The organism is Terracoccus luteus, assembly GCF_003635045.1.
In the GTDB taxonomy this organism is placed as follows: Bacteria; Actinomycetota; Actinomycetes; order Actinomycetales; family Dermatophilaceae; genus Terracoccus; species Terracoccus luteus.
In genome coordinates, this window is the sequence record NZ_RBXT01000001.1 from 3841707 (window position 1) to 3856798 (window position 15092).

A 15092-nucleotide genomic window follows, 5' to 3' on the forward strand; every position below is an offset into this window, starting at 1 on the left:
CGACGTAGTCGGCGGTGCCGGTGGCATGCCGTAGACTGGTGCGGACGGCCCGCCCAGTTCTGCCTCGGGCCGTTCTTCTAGGTCCGGCTCACGCCGACCCCGTCGATTCGCTCTTGCGCCGCGACCACGTCCACCGACGAACGGGCTCGCGCCGGGCAGAACGACCCTTTCCAGCTCTTGGAGTACATCACCCGTGTCCATCGACACCTTCGCCGCTCTCGGCGTGCCCGCCGCCCTCGTCTCCGTCCTCGACGCGCAGGGCATCACCACCCCGACCCCCATCCAGGCCGCGACGCTGCCCGACTCGCTCGCCGGTCGTGACGTCCTCGGCCGCGGCCGCACCGGCTCGGGCAAGACCTACGCCTTCCTGCTGCCGCTGCTCGCTCGGCTCTCGGCCGCCGGCCGCACCCGCCAGGCCCGTCGGCCCCGGGCCCTCATCCTCGCCCCGACCCGCGAGCTCGTGACCCAGATCGACACCGCCATGGCGCCGCTCGCCAAGGCCCTCGGCCTGCGCTCGCAGACCGTGTTCGGCGGCGTCGGGCAGAACCCGCAGGTGCAGGGCCTCCGGGCCGGCGTCGACGTCGTCGTCGCCTGCCCCGGTCGCCTCGAGGACCTCATGCAGCAGGGCCATGTCTTCCTCGACGCCGTCGAGGTCACCATCCTCGACGAGGCCGACCACATGGCCGACCTCGGCTTCCTGCCCGGCGTCCGTCGCATCATGGACAAGACGCCCCGCGACGGTCAGCGCCTGCTGTTCTCGGCCACGCTCGACGGCGCCATCAACGTCCTCGTCAAGCGCTTCCTCACGGATCCCAAGACGCACGAGGCGGACTCGGCCCAGTCGCCGGTCTCGACGATGAGCCACCACGTGCTGCACGTCGCCTCCGACGCCCACCTGCCGGTCATCCTCGACCTCGCCGCCGCGCCGGGTCGCAAGGTCGTCTTCACCCGCACCAAGCACCGCGCGAAGAAGCTGGCGAAGCAGCTCAACGCCTCGGGCGTGCCCGCGGTCGAGCTGCACGGCAACCTCAGCCAGGGCGCCCGCACCCGCAACATGGACGACTTCCACGCCGGCCGGGCCCAGACCCTCGTCGCGACCGACATCGCCGCCCGCGGCATCCACGTCGACGACGTCGCGCTCGTCATCCACGCCGACCCGCCGGTCGAGCACAAGGCCTACCTGCACCGCTCGGGCCGCACCGCCCGCGCCGGCAACGACGGCATCGTCGTGACGATGATGATGGACGACCAGGTCCGCGACGTGCGCGACCTGACCCGCAAGGCCGGCATCAAGCCGACGACGACGCGGGTGGCCCTCGGCCACCCGCTGCTCGCCGAGCTGGCACCGGGCGAGCGCAGCTTCGCCGGTGGCCTCGTCCGCGAGGAGCCCGTGGCGGCCGCCCCGCGCTCCGGCGGCGCGTCCCGCGGCACCTCGTCCGGTGGCGGCCGCGGTCGTGGCCGTGGCCGCGGCGCGAGCGCCCCGGCATCCGCCTCGGCCCCGTCGCCCACGGGCTCGCCCCGTCGCGGTGGTGCGGGTCGCGGTCGCGGTGCCGCCGGTGACGGCCAGTCGGCCGGTCGCCGTCAGGGTGGCGGCCAGTCCCGCCCCCGCGGTGGCAGCTCGACGGTCTACTCGACCACCTCGGGCGGCAGCGCCGCCTCGTTCTCGGCCGGCACCCGCGCCGGCGGCCGCCGCTCCCGCTGACCCGCTGGCGCCCTCCCTCGGGAGGGCGCCCCCCGGAGGTCGAGTGGTCACGACCTCGGCCGTGCCGGCGGCCGGTGACCTCTCGACGGGGCCAGGCGTCCTCTCGACGGGGGCTACGGGCCCTCTCGACGGGTGTCAGCGGGGCACGAGCGTGCGGCTGCGGCCGCGGAACTCGGCCACGACGAGGCCGTCGGCCTCGCGCGTCACCGTGACGTCGGTGAGCCCGCTGCGGCCGAACGACGCCCGCACCCGTCCCTCGGCGACGAGCACGTCACCGAGCCGGGCGGATGCCGTGAAGGTGACGTCGGCGCCCGCCGCCACCGTGAGTGCCCCCTGCGAGTTGCAGGCCAGGGCGAAGCACGAGTCGGCGAGGCTGAAGACGAGACCCCCGTGGCAGATGCCGTGACCGTTGACCATGTCGGCCCGCACCGGCATCCGGACGACGGCGTGGTCACGCTCGACGACGGTCGCCTCCATGCCCAGGGCCCGCGAGGCGGCGTCGTCACGCCACATGCGCCGGGCGAACCCGACGCCCTCGGCGACCTCGACGTCGTCGGTCTCGCCGTCGTCGGTGCCGCTCACGTGAGCCCGCCGTCGCGCAGGGCGGGGCTCGGTCGGTAGCGACCGCCCGGGAACGCTGCGTCGAGCGCGACGATCGTGCGCTCGACGGTGTCGAAGCCGAGCTCGCGGCCCCACGCGATCGGCCCCTTGGGGTAGCGCACGCCGAGCACCATCGCGGTGTCGACGTCCTCGGCGGTCGCCTCCCCGCGGTGCACGAGGTCGACGGCCTCGTTGACGAGCATCGCGAGCGTCCGCGCGAGCGGGTCGGTCTCGACCGGACCGCCGACGAGGCGTGCGGCGAGCTCGAGATCGGGCTGGTCGAGCACCGCCCGGCCGCCCTCCCAGCGGTAGACGCCGCGACCGGTCTTGCGGCCGAGGTCGCCGCGCTCGACGAGCTGCTGCTGCAGCCGCGTCGGCGCGTAGCGCTCGTCGCGACCGGTCTGCTCCCACACCGAGGTGCCGACGGCGAGGTTGACGTCCTGGCCGATGAAGTCGGTGAGCTCGAGCGGTCCCATCGGGAAGCCGCCGTGCTCGCGCAGCACGTGGTCGACCGTCGCCGCGTCGGCCACCCCGGCCTCGACGAGGCGCTGGGCCTCGCCGTAGAACGGGCGCGCGACGCGGTTGACGATGAAGCCCGGCGTCGAGCGGCACCGCACCGGCGTCTTGCCCCACGCCTGTACGAGGCGCACGGCGTGCTCGACGAAGGCTCTCGACGTCTGTGAGCCCTGCACGACCTCGACGAGCCGCATCGCGACGGGCGGGTTGAAGAAGTGCAGCCCGAGCACGCGCTCGGGGTCGGCCACCGCATCGGCGACGGCGTCGACGTCGATGCTCGACGTGTTCGTGGCGAGCATCGTCGACGGCGGCTGCGACTCGGCCAGCGCGCCGAACACCTCCCGTTTCAGCTCGAGCGACTCAGGCACGGCCTCGACGACGAGCGCGCACTCGGGCAGGTCGCCCACCGATGTCGCCACCTCGATGCGTTCGAGGATGCCGTCCGCCTCGTCGGCGCCCAGCCGCCCCTTCGCGACCCGTCCGTCGAGGGCCGTGCGGGTGCTCGCCACGGCCCGCTCGGCCGCGCCGGGAGCGGCGTCGACGAGCCAGACGCGGTGCCCGGCGGCGGCTGCGACCTGGGCGATCCCCGCCCCCATCGCCCCGGCCCCCACCACGGCGACGTGACCGAGGGTGTCGTCGATGTCCGTCTCGTCGTCCATGCCCCCATCCTGCCCGCCGCCGGGCACCGCCTGGGGTGGGAGGGCCCTGCGGGCGGCGCGGCTAGAGTCGGGGCCGTGATCGCACCGGCAACGACGCCCACTCACCCGCTGCTCGAGACCCACGCGACGGCCCTCGACGAGGCCCGCGCGGCGCTCGCCGGCCGCACCTGGTTCTCGCGCTACCCCGAGTCGCCCAGCCCCCGGGTCTACGGCGAGGAGGCGGCGGGCGCTGGCGTGACGGCCCACGAGGCGCACCTCGGTCACCCCTACGCGGCGCTCGACGACCAGCCGGGTGACGGCAGCCACGTCGGCGGCGAGGTCTCGCCCTACGGCCCGCGGCTCGGCGTCACCTACCCGGTGCTCGACCTCGACCGGGGCCTGGCCGCCGCCCGGGCCGCGCTGCCCGCCTGGCGTGACGCCGGGCCCCAGGTGCGCGCCGCCGTGTGCCTCGAGATCATCGACCGCATCAACGCCCGCAGCTTCGAGATGGCCAATGCCGTCATGCACACCTCGGGCCAGCCCTTCGTCATGTCGTTCCAGGCCGGTGGCCCGCACGCGCAGGACCGCGCCGTCGAAGCGGTCGTCGCCGGCCTCGTCGAGCAGGAGCGGGTGCCCACCTCCGTCGTGTGGGAGAAGCCGGGCCGCGACCGGCAGGGCAACCCGGCCCCGACCCGGATGCAGAAGGACTACCGCCTCGTGCCGCGCGGGGTCGCGCTCGTCATCGGCTGCAACACCTTCCCGACGTGGAACGCCTACCCCGGCCTCTTCGCCTCGCTCGTCACGGGCAACCCCGTCGTCGTCAAGCCCCACCCGCGCGCCGTCCTGCCCCTCGCCGTCACGGTCGAGGTGGCGCGCGAGGTGCTCGCCGAGGCCGGCTTCGACCGGGCCCTCGTGCAGCTCGCCCCCGAGGCCGACGGCGAGGGCCTGGCCAGGACGCTCGTCGAGCGGCCCGAGATCGTCGTCGTCGACTACACCGGCGGCCCCGGTTTCGGCTCGTGGCTGGAGGAGAACGCCGCGGCGAACGGCATCCTCGTCTACACCGAGAAGGCGGGCGTCAACACCGTCGTCGTCGACTCGACCGACGACCTGCGCGGTGCCCTCGGCAACCTCGCCTTCAGCCTCACCCTCTACTCGGGCCAGATGTGCACCGCGCCCCAGAACATCTACGTGCCCGAGGGCGGCGTCGACACCGACGAGGGCCACCTCGGCTTCGACGAGTTCGGCGAGCGCCTCGCGGCCGCCATCGGCCGGCTCACGGGCGACGACGCCAAGGCCGTCGAGCTGCTCGGGGCGACGGTCAACGACCAGGTGCGCTCGAACGCCGACTCCCTCGGCCGCATCGCCGACGAGGCGGGCGGGCGGGTCGTGCTCGAGTCGCGCCGGGTCACGCACCCGACCTTCGCGGATGCCGTCGTGCGGGCTCCCGGCCTCGTCGCCCTCGACGTGTCGCGCGAGGACGTCTACACGCAGGAGTGCTTCGGCCCGGTCGGCTTCCTCGTGCGCACCGCCTCGACGGAGCAGTCGCTGGCCCAGCTCGCCGACACCGTCCGTGAGCACGGGGCCATGACGGCGGCGGTGTACTCGACCGACGAGCGGGTGCTCGACGCCGCCCGCGACGCCGCCGCCGACGCGGGGGTGGCGCTGTCGGAGAACCTCACCGGTCAGGTCTTCGTCAACCAGACCGCCGCGTTCAGCGACCTGCACGGCACCGGGGCCAACCCCGCGGCCAACGCGGCGTACACGGACGCCGCGTTCGTCGCCAACCGGTTCCGCGTCATCACCTCGCGCCGGCACGTCGCCTAAGGCATCCGGTCGGTCTGGTGGGCGACGGGGGCGTGGACGCGGTGAGGGCGACGTCGTGACGACGGGTCGGGCGCTGCACGAGCAGGCCGGCGCCGTCACCGGCCGCGCGGCCGTGCAGCGACGCACCGTGCGCGTGCTCGTGCTCTCGCAGGTGCTGAGCGGGCTGGGCATGGCGAGCGGCATCGCCGTCGGCGTGCTGCTCGCCGAGCAGCTGTCGGGCTCGGCCTCGCTCGCGGGGTTCGGCACGACCTTCCAGGTGCTCGGCGGCGCGCTCATCTCGATCCCGGTGGCCCGGCTCATGGCCGCCCGGGGACGCCGGCCCGGCCTGCAGCTGGGCTACCTGCTCGCCCTGCTCGGGGCGGCGCTCGTCGTCGTCGCCGCGGTGGCCGGCTCGTTCGTGCTGCTGCTGCTCGGCATGCTGCTGTTCGGCGGTGGCACCTCGGGCAACGGCCAGGCGCGCTACGCCGCCGCCGACCTCGCCGCGGAGGGACGCCGGGGCCGCGACCTGTCGGTCGTCGTCTGGGCCACGACCATCGGCTCGGTGCTCGGCCCCAACCTCGTCGGGCCCGGGCGGGCGTTCGCGACCGCCGTCGGCCTGCCCCCGCTCGCCGGGTCGTACGTCTTCGCCCTCGTGGGCTTCGTGCTCGCCTGGCTCGTCATCAACCGGCTGCTGCGCCCCGACCCCCTGCTCGTCTCACGACGCCTCGAGTGCGAGGGACGCGTCGCCACGGCGGCCGCGGCCCCGGACGCGAGCCGACCGGCATCCGGTGTCGTCGACCCCGTCACCGAGGCGACGGCAGCAGCGGAGGGTCCGGCGGCGCCGGCGCTCGCGAGCACCCGCACCGGAGGCACCTCCGACCCGGACCCCGACGACCACGACGGGTCGCTGACCCGCGGGCTGCGGGTCGTCCGGGCCAACCCCACGGCACGGCTCGGGCTGCTGACGACGGCGCTCGGGCACCTCGTCATGGTCTCGGTCATGGTCATGACCCCGTTGCACATGAGCCACGGCGACGCCGACCTCGAGGTGATCGGGTTCGTCATCTCGATGCACATCGTCGGCATGTACGCCCTCTCGCCCGTCGTCGGTCTCGCCGTCGACCGCGTCGGCGGGCGCCCCGTCGCCGTCACCGGCGGCGTCGTGCTCGCGCTAGCCGGCGTCCTGGCCTCGCGGGCCCACCTCGGGTGGTCGGGGCTGCTGCTCGCGGCGCTCGTGCTGCTCGGGCTGGGCTGGTCGTGCACCCTCGTGTCGGGCTCGACGCTGCTCACGTCGTCGGTCGGCGCGTCCGAACGGCCCGCCGTCCAAGGTCTCTCCGAGCTCGTCATGGGGCTGGCCGGGGCGGGCGGCGGCGCGGTGGCCGGCGTCGTCGTCGGGCGCTTCGGCTACGCCAGCCTGGCCACGTCGGCGGCCCTCGTCGGGGTCGTCGTCGTCGCGCTCGTGACGACCACCCACCGGTCGCGCCTGCGGCCGGCGGTCTGACCGCCGGCGCCTCGTCGGGCGTGCGCCGCCGGCCCTGCCGGCAGGGGGACGGGTGGCGCCACCGGAGCTGTTGGCTCAACCTCGGTGACGCCACCCTGGGTGCTAGATACCCGGGATGCCCTGTCGTGCGTGCGGCGAGCGGCCCGGCCCACCCCTCAGGGCGAGGTCGCGCGCACCTGGCGCCGTCAGCGGGTGGCCGGGGTCACACCCCGAACGGCGGCGTCGGGCGACTGCGACGGGGGCGCGAGGGTACGCAGACGGCGACGAGATGGTGCAGCGCTGGACTCTCTCCGGGCGCTGCGAAGTGGAGGTGTGTCATGACGATCGAGTTCGCTCCCTTCCGAGGCGAGGTCGCAGCCCTGCCCGACGGCCACGACCAGGTGTCGTGGCGTGACGAGATGGCCGGCTACCTCGGCGCGACGAGCTTCCCCGGGCGTCAGGACGAGCTGCTCGCAGCTCTGGTCCGCGCCCACGCGCCGAGCCGGCTGCTGTGGCGCCTCGGAGCGCTGCCGCGTGAGGTCCGCTTCGGCTCGCTGACCGAGCTGTGCGACTTCGTCGACGCGCACTCCGCCGCCCCGGCGCCGCGCGAGCCGATGTGACCTGACGCCGGGCAGGCCCGTTCGCCCGTCGGACGCGGGGACGTCAGACGAAGAGGAAGAGCACGAAGCCGATGAACGGCAGGGTGCCCTGGGTGAGCGCGGCCCGGAGGTAGCTGCGTCCGGTGGTGATGAGCACGGTGGCCGCCAGCCACATGGATGCCGTGGAGAACAGCACGAGCGTGCGCCCGGCGCTCTCGTGGCCGGTGGCGTACAGGACGACCCCGAGGGCGGCACCGACGCCCAGGAAGAGGTTGTAGAAACCTTGGTTGTAGGCCATCGAGGCCGTGGTGTCGGCATCCTGCTGGCTCGCGACGCCGAAGCGCTGCCACGTCGCGGGCTCCCGCCAGCGCACGCTCTCGAGCACGAAGATGAAGACGTGGAGCAGGGCGGCCAGACCGACGAACACGCTCGCGACGACGCTCATGTGCCGACGATAGGCCCGCCGGACCGCGCCCGCTCGGCGGCGCGACGTGAGGGGGGTCAGGCGGTGACGCGCAGGGTGGAGGTGCGGTCGGGGCGCACGAGCACCTCGACGCGGTCGGCGACCCGGGCCTTGAGCTCGCTGACGTGGCTGACGATGCCGACCGTGCGGCCTCCCTCGCGCAGCCCCTCGAGGGTGTGCATGACGTCGTCGAGCACGTCGGGGTCGAGCGAGCCGAACCCCTCGTCGACGAAGAGGGTGCCGAGGTCGACGCCGCCCGACTCCGCCCGCACGACCTCGGCCAGGGCGAGGGCGAGGGAGAGCGAGACGTAGAAGGTCTCGCCGCCGGAGAGCGTGCCGACCTCGCGCACCTGGTTGGTGTGCATGTCGTGGACCCGCACCCCGAGGCCCGACTTGAGGTTGCCCTTGCGCGCGTCGGTGTGCTCGAGGCTGTAGCGGCCACCCGAGAAGCGGGCCAGCTCGGTGTTGGCGGCGGTGAGCACCTCGGTGAAGCGGCGGATGAGGACGTAGTTGGCGAGGTCGAGGCGCAGCTGGTTCTCGCCGCCCCCGGCGACGAGCTGGCCCACGCGCACTGCGTCGGCCGTCTCGGCCAGCACCTCGGCGTTGCGGTCCACCGCCTCGATGACAGCGGTGAGCCGGCGCCGGGTGCGGGCCACCTGGTCGCGGAGACTGCCGTGCTCGTGGGTCGCGGTCTCCATCTCCTTCTTCGCCGCCTTCTCGAGCGCGGCCATCTGCTCGATGTCGTCGAAGAGGGCGTCGAGCTGCACGTCGGCGAGCTCGGGGCCGCTGAGGCCGGCACGCACCCGGGTGCAGGCCGTCTCGAAGTCGGCGATGCGGGCGGTCGCCTCGCTGATCCACTCGCTCGACCGGTGGGCGGCCAGCCACGCCCCGAGGTCGGTGAACCCGAACTGGACGAGGTCGGCGTCGCGGACGGCGGTGTCGTCGGCGACCGCGGTGGCGGCCGTGTCGCGGGCGGCGATGGCGTCGACCGCGGCGTCGAGCAGGCGGGCGCTCTCGCCGAGACGGCGACGTCGGTCGGCGACGCTGGGGTGGCCGTCACGGGCCTGTTCGACCAGCGCGGTCTCGTCGTCGACGCGCGACCGGAGGTCGACGAGGGCCTGCTGCGTGCGGGCCAGTCGGGAGCCGAGGTCGGCGGCGACGGCCGTCAGCTCGTCGCTGCGCCCGCGCAGGGCAGTGAGCCGCGCCGCGCCGGTCTCGACGTCGGCCGCCGCCTGCACCGACACGGCGAGGGCGGCCGCGGCGGCCTGCGCCTCGGCCCGGGCCGCGTCGACGTCGAGACCGCCGGCACCGACCGTCAGGCCGGCGACCTCGGAACGGGCCTCGACGAGGGCGGTCGCAGCCCGGTCACCGGCGGCGCGCAGGCGCACCACGGCCTGCTCCTGCTGCTCGACCACCTCGGCGGTGACCGCACCGTCGGTCGGTCTGGCCGGCACCGGGTGCTCGCAGGAGCCGCACACCGGGCAGGGGGCGCCGTCGACGAGCGCCAGCCCGAGCTCGCCGGCGATGCCCTCGAGCCGGGCCGTGCGCAGGGCGGTGAGCTCGCGTTCGCCGGTCGCGACGGCGGCCAGGGCGTCGGTCGCGGCGGAGGCGAGCGTGTCGGCCCGTCGACGGGCCTCGGCCAAGGCGACGGATGCCGTGAGGCGGGCCGCCGCGCGCTCGCCGTCGGCGGTGCGGTCGTCGAGCAGGGCCGCGCGGCGACGCGACTCGGTGAGGGTGGCCTCGTGCTCGGCGACGACCGCGGGCAGCGCACCGAGCTCGTCGACGGTCTCGGCTTGCGAGCGGGTCAGGGCCTGCACCTCCCGCTCGAGCCGGGACACCTCCTGCTGTCGCTGCGGCAACGTGGTCTCGAGAGCGGTCGCCGCGGAGAGGGAGCCGACCACCTCGCGGGCCGCCGTCGCCGCCTCACGCAGGGCGGGCGCCCCACGGTCGCGCAGGGCGGGGTCGAGGCGGGCCAGGGCGGTCGTCACCGTGGCCTCGGCCTTGCGCAGGCTCGCCTCGGACGCGGCCAGCGTGCGCACCGCACCGGCGACCGGGCGGGCCTGCTGCGCCGCGGCGACCTCGTCACGCAGGGACTGGAACGCGACCGCCTGCTGGCCGAGGTCGTGCTCCTGCTGCTGCAGCTGGCGCAGCCGCTCGCGGCGCTGCATGCGCAGCCGGGCGTCGCCGACCATGTCGGCCATCTGCCGGTGGGTCTCGATGGCCTCGCGGCTCGCCTTGCCCGCATGACGCTCGCGGGTGCGCAGCTCGTCGAGCACCTCGGCGAGCTCGTCTGGCAGCGTCGGGCGTCCCGGCGCCGTGGCCCCGGCGGCCGATCCGCCCGACGCGGCCGAGGGCACCACGCTGCGGCCGAGCACCGACAGCCGCTCACGGCGCTCGTCGTCGAGGTTGGCCGAGACGGCGAAGGCGTGCACGGCCATGGCGATCTCGTCGGCGGCGGTCTGACGCCGGGCCTGGGCGGCGCGCCCGGCCTCGATGAGGGAGTCCTGCACGCGGCGGAAGAAGGCCGTGCCGAAGACCTTCTCGAGCAGCTTGCCCTTGTCCTCGGACCGGGCGCGCAGGAAGGTCGCGAACTCACCCTGGGGGAGGATCACCGTCTGCACGAACTGGTCGCGGGTGAGCCCCACCGCCCGCGTGATCTCGTCGTCGCAGTCGCCGATCGAGGTCGAGAGCAGCTCACCGTGCTCGAGGTCGTCGACGGAGCCGAGCCGCCACAGCTTCACGCTCGGCTGCTGGACGGTCGTGCCCGTGCCGCGCGACTTCGGCCGCTCGAACCGGGGCGTGCGCTGCACGCGGTAGAGGCCCGACTGCGTCTCGAAGACGAGGGTGACGACGGGGACGGCGCGGGGGTCGGCGTGGTGCGAGTGGATCCGCTCGGCATCCGCCGACGCCTGCGCGAGGCGCCCGTAGAGGGCGAAGGTGATGGCGTCGATGATGGTCGACTTGCCCGACCCCGTCGGCCCCTCGAGCAGGAACAGGCCGGCCCGGCCCAGCCGGGAGAAGTCGATGCGCTCGGTGCCGGCGTAGGGCCCGATGGCCGTCATCTCGAGCAGGTGCAGCTGCATGTCACGCCACCTCCTGCGCCTCGGCGGCCTTCTGCGCGCGGACGGCGGCCTCGTAGCCGGCGGTGAAGACGGCCACCTCGCCGTCGCTCGCCTCGGCCTTGGTGACGTGGGCGATGAAGTCGGAGCCGAGCTCGCGCGGGTCGCGCTCGCTGACGGCGGTGGTGCCGCTGCGCCCACGGTCGACCGCACCCTCGGGCTGGTGGAACGTCTGCAGGACGTGCGGGAAGCGCGAGCGGAGCCGGTCGACGAGGCGGTCGGGCCGCACCCGGTCGGTGACGGTGGCCCGCACCCACGACGCCTCGTGCACGGTGAGCGCGGGGTCGGCGAGCAGGTCGTCGAGGCGCCCGGAGATGCTCGCCATCGGCCGCGGCTGCTCGATCTCGACGGGGGTGGCGACGGCGGGGCCGGTCGCGGGGAGGTCGACGAGCAGCACGACCTTGGTGTGGTCCTGCTCGGAGAAGGAGTAGCGCAGGGGTGAGCCGGAGTAGCGCACGACCGAGCCCTCCGCGCCGACCGGTGCCTGCGGCCCGTGCAGGTGGCCGAGGGCGGCGTAGTCGATTCCCTGAAAGACGGTGGCCGCGACCCGGTCGACGCCGCCGACCATGATCGAGCGCTCGGACTCGCTCGGCTCGGCGCCGGCGACGAACGCGTGCGCCAGCACGACGCTGCGCACGCCCCCACGCCGCGCGAGGTCGGCGCGCACGAGGTCGCACGCCGCCGACAGCACGGCCTGGTGCGAGCGGGGGAGCGGCTCCCGCCCGCCCAGCGCGACGCGGGCGTGGTCGGGGTCGAGGTACGGGATGCCGTAGACGGCGGCGGTGACGCCGTCGCTGCCCTCGACGACGACGGGCAGGTCGAGCCGCCCCGTGTCGGTGAGCAGGCGGATGCGGTCGCGGAAGAGCCCGGCGCCGTAGCCGAGCCGGATGGCGGAGTCGTGGTTGCCGGAGGTGACGACGACGGTCGTCATCTCGGAGAGCCGGGCCAGGGTCCACTCGAAGAGCTGCACCGACTCGACCGGTGGCACGCCGCGGTCGTAGACGTCGCCGGCGACGAGCACGGCGTCGACCGGGACGCCGTCGGGCGGGTTCTCGACGAGCTCGCAGATGCGGTCGAGGACGGCCGACTGTGCCTCGTGGAGGTTCACGCCGTGGAGCGTGCGCCCGAGGTGCCAGTCAGAGGTGTGGAGCAACCGCATGCGACGACGGTAGGCGCCCCCACCGACACCGCCCAACCTGCCACTCCGTGGGGCCCCCGACGGCGCGGTCGTGAGGGCGGGACCGTCACTTCTCGGGCTTGAGGAAGCCGAGCAGCATCGAGACGAAGGTGATGATGAGGGCGCCGAGGACGGCATCCCAGAAGAAGTGCTCCACGTGGAACGCGAGGTCGAACTTGTCGGCCAGCCACGAGGTCAGCTGCAGCATGAGGGCGTTGACGACGAAGACGAACAGCCCGAGCGTGAGGATGATGAACGGCAGCGTGAGCACCGTCAACAGCGGTCGCACGAGCGAGTTGACGACGCCGAAGATGACGGCGACGACGAGCACGGTGAGGAACACCGAGGACGCCGGCATGTCGCGGCCGAACGTGATGCCCGGCACGGCCCACGCCGCCACCCAGAGGGCGATGCCGTTGATGACGGTCTTGATGGCGAAGTTGGCGAGCATGGCTCAGTGTTCCACGCGGCACCCACCCGGCGCCCCGACCGGCATCCGTCAGCCGTCGGCGTGCAGCAGCTCCTGCTCGGCCCGCCCGAGGCGGTCGCGGTGCCCCTCTGGCATGCCGGGGTGCTCGTCGTCGGGCAGCCGCGGCTGGAACATGGTGTTCAGGCGCAGCAGATCGGGGTCGACCATCTTGAGCGAACCGATGGCCTCGGCGATCGGCACCCGCTCGATCTGGCCCTTCTGCAGCGCGACCATCTGACCCCACGCGCCGTCGAGGGCGGCCTCGACCGCGGCGACGCCGAAGCGGGTGCCGAGGACGCGGTCGAAGGCGACGGGCGACCCACCGCGCTGGATGTGCCCGAGGGCCGTCATGCGGCTCTCGATGCCGGTGCGGCCCTGGATCTCGCGGGCGAGGATGCTGCCGATGCCGCCGAGGATCTTGTGGCCGTAGACGTCGACCTCGGGCTCGGGGATGACGAACGTGCCCTCACGGGGCAGCGCGCCCTCGGCGACGACGACGATGGTGGCGAAGCGGCCCTTGCGGTGCCGGTGCACGATGCGCTCGCAGACCTCGTCGATGTCGAACGGCTCCTCGGGGGTCAGCGTGATCGCCGCGCCGCCGGCGAGGCCGGACCAGATGGCGATGTGCCCGACGTGCCGCCCCATGACCTCGACGACGAGGACGCGGTGGTGCGACTCGGCGGTGGTGTGCAGGCGGTCGATGGCGTCGGTGCAGACCTGCACGGCGGTCTGGAACCCGAAGGTCATCTCGGTGAGGGCGATGTCGTTGTCGATCGTCTTGGGGACCCCGATGACGGGGAAACCCTTCTCGTGCAACCGGTTGACGACCCCCATCGACCCCTCGCCGCCGATGCCGATGATGGCGTCGAGGCCGTGGCGGTCGTAGGCCTTGCGCACCCGCTTGAGGCCGTCGTCGTGGGCGAAGGGCTGGTCACGGCTCGTGCCGAGGATGGTGCCGCCGAGCGGGAGGATGCCGCGGCAGCGGTCGACGTCGAGGATCTCGTAGTCGTTCTGCATGACGCCGGTCCAGGCACTGCGGAAGCCGATGACGGTGCTGTCGTAGGTGGCCTCCGCGGCGCGGACGGACCCGCGGATGACGGCGTTGAGGCCGGGACAGTCCCCGCCCCCGGTGAGAATGCCGATGCGCATGTGGCGACGTCTTTCGGTGAGTGACTCGCGAGCAGTGGCGAGGTGGTGACGAACGGTGGGTGAGGGGTGGCGCCCGGCGGCCCCTCAGGGCTCCCGACGCACCCCGACGAGACCGTCGCGGCGACTGTGGCACGACGGCGCAGAGCCTAGCCAGTTCGACTGTATGCCGACAGGGCCGCGTCCACCGAACGGTCGCGGGCGTGAGACGGCAATAGAGTGACGGGCATGAGCGAGAACGCGTCGAGCGCGGACGGCCAGGGCACCCCGACCCGGGAGGCCGGTGGCGTGCGACTGCGCCAGGTGCTGTCGCAGCTGCCCGCCTACGTGCCAGGCAAGCCGGCCAGCGCCCCCGCCGGGGTGACCCCGTACAAGCTGTCGTCGAACGAGAACCCCTACGGCCCGCTGCCGTCGGTCCTCGCCGCGATCGGGCAGGGCGCCGCCGCCGTCAACCGCTACCCCGACATGTCCGTGGCCGCGTTGACCGAGCGCCTGTCGCGCTTCCTCGACGTGGATGCCGAGTGCCTCGCCTTCGGGACCGGCTCGGTCGCCGTGCTGTCGCACATCATCACCGCGGCCTGCGACGAGGGTGACGAGGTCGTCTTCGCGTGGCGCTCGTTCGAGGCCTACCCGATCGCCACCCGCCTCGCCGGCGCCGTGCCCGTCATGGTCGGGCTCGACGAGCAGCAGCGTCACCGCCTCGACGCGATGGCCGCCGCCGTCACGGACCGCACCCGCGTCGTGCTCGTGTGCACGCCGAACAACCCGACCGGCCCGTGCGTGCACGCCGACGAGCTCGAGGCCTTCCTCGACCGCGTGCCGAACGACGTCGTGGTCGTCGTCGACGAGGCGTACGTCGAGTTCGTGCGCGACGGCGACGCGGTGCGGGGGCTCGAGGTGTGGCGCCGGCATCCGAACGTCGTCGTGCTGCGCACGTTCTCCAAGGCGTACGGCCTCGCCGGGCTGCGGGTCGGCTACGCCGTCGCGCACCCGCCGGTGGCCGCGGCGCTGCGCCAGACCGCGACCCCGTTCGGGGTCAGCTCGGTCGCGCAGCTCGCCGCCATCGCCTCGCTCGACGCCTACGACGAGCTGGCCGAGCGGGTCGCCGGCATCGTCGCCGAGCGCGACCGCGTGGCCCAGGGGCTGGCCGACCAGGGCTGGAAGCTGCCGGCGTCCGACGCCAACTTCGTCTACTTCCCCCTCGGCACCGACTCCGCCGACTTCGCCCGGGCGTGCGAGGAGGCCGGCATCATGGTCCGCCGCTACGGCGACGACGGCGTGCGGGTGACGATCGGTGAGACCGAGGCCAACTCGCGCCTCCTCGAGGTGGCCGGGGCCTTCGGGGCCCGCTGAGCGGCCGTCACGTGCGCGCTCGGATGC

The 15092-nt window shown here is 74.1% G+C and carries 12 protein-coding genes; 5 read left to right on the forward strand and 7 right to left on the reverse strand.

The features are described from left to right. Positions 1–193: 193 nt before the first annotated feature. Complete coding sequence (locus DFJ68_RS17295) at positions 194–1702, forward strand: DEAD/DEAH box helicase (protein ID WP_121034800.1); 1509 nt, start codon at positions 194–196, stop codon at positions 1700–1702. Between the two features lie 135 nt (positions 1703–1837). On the opposite strand, the gene paaI is transcribed toward DFJ68_RS17295, so the two are convergent. Both paaI and DFJ68_RS17305 read right to left on the reverse strand, forming a co-directional pair. Then, complete coding sequence (gene paaI, locus DFJ68_RS17300; protein ID WP_245963721.1) at positions 1838–2284, reverse strand: hydroxyphenylacetyl-CoA thioesterase PaaI; 447 nt, start codon at positions 2282–2284, stop codon at positions 1838–1840. Then, positions 2281–3477 (reverse strand): 3-hydroxyacyl-CoA dehydrogenase NAD-binding domain-containing protein, encoded by a 1197-nt coding sequence (locus DFJ68_RS17305; protein ID WP_121034801.1) that lies wholly within the window; start codon positions 3475–3477, stop codon positions 2281–2283. Before DFJ68_RS17305 ends, paaI begins: the two co-directional genes overlap by 4 nt. Before the next feature lie 75 nt (positions 3478–3552). Between DFJ68_RS17305 and paaN the strand changes: the two genes are divergently transcribed. From paaN to DFJ68_RS17320, 3 genes are all read left to right on the forward strand, one after another. Continuing rightward, positions 3553–5280 carry a phenylacetic acid degradation protein PaaN gene (gene paaN / locus DFJ68_RS17310; RefSeq protein WP_121034802.1) on the forward strand — a complete coding sequence of 576 codons (1728 nt, stop codon included), beginning with the start codon at positions 3553–3555 and terminating at the stop codon, positions 5278–5280. A 55-nt stretch (positions 5281–5335) separates the two neighbouring features. Further along, entirely contained in the window at positions 5336–6760 is a 1425-nt protein-coding gene (locus DFJ68_RS17315; protein WP_245963722.1) for an MFS transporter, read from the forward strand. A gap of 317 nt (positions 6761–7077) precedes the next feature. Next, positions 7078–7359 (forward strand): DUF2795 domain-containing protein, encoded by a 282-nt coding sequence (locus DFJ68_RS17320; protein ID WP_121034803.1) that lies wholly within the window; start codon positions 7078–7080, stop codon positions 7357–7359. 43 nt (positions 7360–7402) lie between these two features. Here DFJ68_RS17320 and DFJ68_RS17325 read toward each other — a convergent pair whose 3' ends face one another. From DFJ68_RS17325 to DFJ68_RS17345, 5 genes are all read right to left on the reverse strand, one after another. Further along, positions 7403–7783, reverse strand: a complete 381-nt coding sequence (locus tag DFJ68_RS17325) for a DUF1304 domain-containing protein (RefSeq protein WP_121034804.1) — start codon at positions 7781–7783, stop codon at positions 7403–7405. 56 nt (positions 7784–7839) lie between these two features. After that, complete coding sequence (locus DFJ68_RS17330; protein WP_121034805.1) at positions 7840–10884, reverse strand: AAA family ATPase; 3045 nt, start codon at positions 10882–10884, stop codon at positions 7840–7842. Between the two features lies 1 nt (position 10885). Further along, entirely contained in the window at positions 10886–12028 is a 1143-nt protein-coding gene (locus DFJ68_RS17335; RefSeq protein WP_338067432.1) for an exonuclease SbcCD subunit D, read from the reverse strand. 136 nt (positions 12029–12164) lie between these two features. Beyond that, positions 12165–12548 (reverse strand): phage holin family protein, encoded by a 384-nt coding sequence (locus DFJ68_RS17340; protein WP_121034807.1) that lies wholly within the window; start codon positions 12546–12548, stop codon positions 12165–12167. A gap of 48 nt (positions 12549–12596) precedes the next feature. Next, positions 12597–13715, reverse strand: a complete 1119-nt coding sequence (locus DFJ68_RS17345) for a 6-phosphofructokinase (protein ID WP_121034808.1) — start codon at positions 13713–13715, stop codon at positions 12597–12599. Positions 13716–13940: 225 nt separating this feature from the next. Between DFJ68_RS17345 and hisC the strand changes: the two genes are divergently transcribed. Then, entirely contained in the window at positions 13941–15065 is a 1125-nt protein-coding gene (gene hisC, locus DFJ68_RS17350) for a histidinol-phosphate transaminase (protein ID WP_121034809.1), read from the forward strand. Positions 15066–15092 lie beyond the last annotated feature (27 nt).

Bases quoted from the DNA above. Each gene is read 5' to 3' on its own strand.
- DFJ68_RS17305 (WP_121034801.1), bottom strand. From the start codon at position 3,477: ATGGACGACGAGACGGACATCGACGACACCCTCGGTCACGTCGCCGTG.
- DFJ68_RS17320 (WP_121034803.1), top strand. From the start codon at position 7,078: ATGACGATCGAGTTCGCTCCCTTCCGAGGCGAGGTCGCAGCCCTGCCC.
- DFJ68_RS17325 (WP_121034804.1), bottom strand. From the start codon at position 7,783: ATGAGCGTCGTCGCGAGCGTGTTCGTCGGTCTGGCCGCCCTGCTCCAC.
- DFJ68_RS17330 (WP_121034805.1), bottom strand. From the start codon at position 10,884: ATGCAGCTGCACCTGCTCGAGATGACGGCCATCGGGCCCTACGCCGGC.
- DFJ68_RS17340 (WP_121034807.1), bottom strand. From the start codon at position 12,548: ATGCTCGCCAACTTCGCCATCAAGACCGTCATCAACGGCATCGCCCTC.
- DFJ68_RS17345 (WP_121034808.1), bottom strand. From the start codon at position 13,715: ATGCGCATCGGCATTCTCACCGGGGGCGGGGACTGTCCCGGCCTCAAC.
- hisC (WP_121034809.1), top strand. From the start codon at position 13,941: ATGAGCGAGAACGCGTCGAGCGCGGACGGCCAGGGCACCCCGACCCGG.